The organism is Agrococcus sp. UYP10 (assembly GCF_040547205.1).
GTDB lineage: Bacteria > Actinomycetota > Actinomycetes > Actinomycetales > Microbacteriaceae > Agrococcus > Agrococcus jenensis.
The window spans coordinates 1-3,299 of sequence record NZ_JBEPPG010000003.1 but is presented as its reverse complement, the minus strand read 5'-3'; the positions used below and the strand labels follow the sequence as shown (position 1 = coordinate 3,299).

The following is a 3,299-nucleotide window of genomic DNA, read 5'->3' as shown; positions in this document are numbered from 1 at the left end:
GTCCGGCTCTGCGTCTTTGGGGTGACGAGGGATTACGTTACACGGGCCACACCCCCACCCCGCAAACCAGCCGCATCCCGGGCGTGTCGCCCCGGACTGCCGCGTCAGAGCGCGAGCAGCTCCGGCGCGACGCGCAGCCCGAGCACCGGCCGGTCGGCCGACCAGACGGCCGCGCACGCGGCGCGGATCGTGTCGACCGGCCGCTCGCCTGCGCGGACGAGCGAGATGTCGATGCCGGAGCGGCGCACCGCAGCCGTCCCCACCTCGAAGTAGACGTCGCCGGTCGACGTCTCGAGCGTCTCGCGCAGCGGCAGGATCGGCGCGGTCAGTCCGCGCAGGTCCTCGATCACGTGGTCGGGCCGCATCGACGCATCCGCACCGATGAGGCTCGCGCCTCGGTCGATGCCGGTCAGCACGAGGATCGAGCGGATGCCGGTGCGGCGCGCGCCGAGGATGTCGGTGTCGAGGCGATCGCCGATCATCGCCGGCGCCTTGGCGCCGAAGCGATCCGTCGCGAGCTCGAACATCGGCGTCTCGGGCTTGCCTGCGAACTCCGCGAGCCGGCCGACCGCGGTGTGCACCGCGGAGACCAGGGTGCCGTTGCCCGGCGCGATGCCGCCGGCGACCGGGATCGTCCAGTCGCCGTTCGTCGCGATCCAGGGGATGCCGCCGTCCTCGGGCTTCCGCTGCAGCGCGAACGCCGCCTCGGCGAGATCCTTCCAGCCCACCTCGGGGTGGAAGCCCTGCACGACAGCCTTCGGCCGGTCGGCGGCGGTCCGCACGACCCGCCAACCACGAGACTCGATCTCGACGACGATGCCCGCTCCCCCGACGACGAGCACGGGGTCGCCCGGCTCGAGGTGCGGGGCGAGCAGCCGCATCGCCGCCTGCGGGCTGGTCACGACCTGGTCAGGTCGCACCTCGAGGCCGAAGGACGACAGGTGCTCGGCGACGTCGGCGTCCGTGCGGGAGGCGTTGTTCGTCAGGTAGGCGGTCGGCAGCCCCGTCGCGCGGATGCTGTCGACGGCGTGCGGGATCGCCGCTGCACCCTGGTAGACGACGCCGTCGAGATCGACGTAGAGGCAGTCGATGCCGTCGAGCGGAGTCGCCGCGGCACTCTTCCGGAAGAGCGCCATCAGCGCTGGTCGTCCCGCCGCTCGTCGGTCAGCTCGTCGCCGAAGAGCGCGTCGCCGAACAGCGCGTCGCCGTGCGGCGCCGGAGCCTCCGCGGGCGGAGCGTCGTCGACGGTCGGCTCGGGCTCAGCAGCCGGCTCGGGCTCTTCAGCGGGCGCGACCTCGTCAGCGTCATCAGCGTCATCAGCCTCATCAGCCTCATCAGCCTCATCAGCGTCATCAGCGTCATCAGCGTCATCAACGTCATCAACGTCATCCGCGTCATCAGCGTCATCAACCGACTCGGGCACGTGGACCGACTCTGGCTCCTCGGCCGACTCGACCCGCTCGGAGATGATCGAGACCGCCTCGAGCTCGCCCGGTGCCAGCGCTGCCTCGAGGGCATCGATCGCGCGATCCGCGAGCTCGAACCACTCCGCCGCTTCGTCGTCGCGCCCGAGCTCCTCGAGCACACCGCCGTAGCTGGCGAACAGCGCGGGGCTGTACTCGAACGCCTTGTCCTTGCGCAGCTCAGGGATGCGCAGCTCCTCGAGCGCCGCCTCGCCCTGTCCGAGGTCGAGTCGCGCGCCGGACTTCACGATCGCGAGCTCGACCCGCACGTTGGTGTCGAGCGACTCCGCCTCGACCGAGCGAGCGAGCTCGAGCGCCTTCTCGGGCCGACCCATGCCGCGCTCGCAGTCCGCCATGAGCGGCAGCTGGTCGTCGCGACCGGTGATGCGCCGGTACGTGCGCAGCTCGCGCAGCGCGAGCGCGAAGTCGCCCAGCTGGTACGCCGTGATCGCGAGCGTCTCACGCACGACGCCGATGCGGCCGGCTCGGCGCGCCGCCGCCAGCGCATGCTGGTGCGCGAGCTGCGGGTCGTCGTCGATGAAGCGCGATGCCATCGCCATGTGCTTCGCGACGAACTCCGCGTTGTCCTTCGTCAGGGTCTTCAGCTGCGCTCGCGCGCCGATGTCCAGGTCCTCGGCCACGACGTCGTCGGGCAGGATCGGCGGCACGAACTCGTCGTCGCGCACCTGCTTGAAGCTCTCGCCGGAGCCGTCGCCCCGGTGCTCGAAGTCGCGGCCAGGCCGCGCGGCATCGCGCTGCGGGCCCTGGTTGCGCTCGCGCTGCGTGTCGCGTCGACGCTGGTCGTCGCGGCCGTACCCCTGGCCCTCGCGCTGCTGCGGGCGCCGATCGGCCTCGCGCTCCAGCCGGCCATCGGAGCCATCGGCGCGGTAGCCGGTGTCACCGGGACGCAGCGGCTTGCGCTCGGGCTGCGGACGGGAGTCGCGGGCGCCGAAGCTCCGCTGGCCGTCGCGCTGGGGCGGCCGGCGGTCACCACCACGAGGAGGACGACGGTCGCCATCGCGCTGGGGACGCGAGTCGCGGTCGCCGAAGCGACGGTCGCCATCGCGCTGCGGACGCGAGTCGCGGTCGCCGAAGGTGCGCTGGCCGTCGCGCTGCGGAGGGCGGCGGTCACCGTCGCGCGGCGGACGACGGTCCCCATCACGGGGAGGCCGACGGTCGCCGTCGCGCTGCGGGCGCGAGTCGCGGTCGCCGAAGCGACGGTCGCCATCGCGCTGGGGACGGGAATCACGGTCTCCGAAGCGACGCTCACCATCGCGCTGCGGCGGGCGGCGGTCGCCATCACGGGGCGGGCGACGGTCACCATCGCGCGGCGGACGACGGTCGCCATCACGGGGCGGGCGACGGTCACCATCGCGGGGCGGGCGACGGTCGCCATCGCGGGGCGGACGCGAGTCGCGGTCGCCGAAGCGACGCTCCCCATCGCGCTGCGGCGGACGTCGGTCGCCGTCTCGCTGCGGACGGCTGTCACCGCCGGCGCGGTAGCCGCTGTCGCTCGAGCGGAACGGCTTCCGATCGCCCTGCGGCGGGCGACGGTCACCATCGCGCTGCGGACGACGGTCCCCGTCGCGCTGCGGACGGCGATCTCCATCGCGCTGCGGACGCCGGTCGCCCGAAGGGCGACGTCGGTCGTCGTTCCGATCGGAGCTGCGATCTGCCTGGTCGTTCATGGCACCATGCTCCCATCAGGGTCGTACAAATGAAAAAAGGGGCCCCAGATCGTTCTGGGGCCCCTTTCCAAGGTAAGTCCGGCGGTGTCCTACTCTCCCACAGGGTCCCCCCTGCAGTACCATCGGCGCTGAGAGCCTTAGCTTCCGG

The 3,299-nt window shown here is 72.4% G+C and carries 3 protein-coding genes and 1 rRNA gene; 1 reads left to right on the top strand and 3 read right to left on the bottom strand.

The annotated features are described in order from the left end of the window. Positions 1-104: 104 nt before the first annotated feature. Both ABIB37_RS14370 and ABIB37_RS14365 read right to left on the bottom strand, forming a co-directional pair. On the bottom strand, positions 105-1,136 hold the full coding sequence (locus ABIB37_RS14370) for an HAD-IIA family hydrolase (protein ID WP_354261656.1): 1,032 nt from the start codon (positions 1,134-1,136) through the stop codon (positions 105-107). Beyond that, positions 1,136-2,149 (bottom strand): hypothetical protein, encoded by a 1,014-nt coding sequence (locus ABIB37_RS14365; protein ID WP_354261655.1) that lies wholly within the window; start codon positions 2,147-2,149, stop codon positions 1,136-1,138. The genes ABIB37_RS14370 and ABIB37_RS14365 overlap by 1 nt, the downstream gene beginning before the upstream one ends. A 33-nt stretch (positions 2,150-2,182) precedes the next feature. Here ABIB37_RS14365 and ABIB37_RS14360 point away from each other — a divergent pair, with 33 nt between their 5' ends. Beyond that, entirely contained in the window at positions 2,183-3,184 is a 1,002-nt protein-coding gene (locus ABIB37_RS14360) for a hypothetical protein (RefSeq protein ID WP_354261653.1), read from the top strand. Between the two features lie 43 nt (positions 3,185-3,227). Here the strand turns inward: ABIB37_RS14360 and rrf are convergent. Beyond that, positions 3,228-3,299, bottom strand: a 5S ribosomal RNA gene (gene rrf, locus ABIB37_RS14380); the annotation flags it as partial.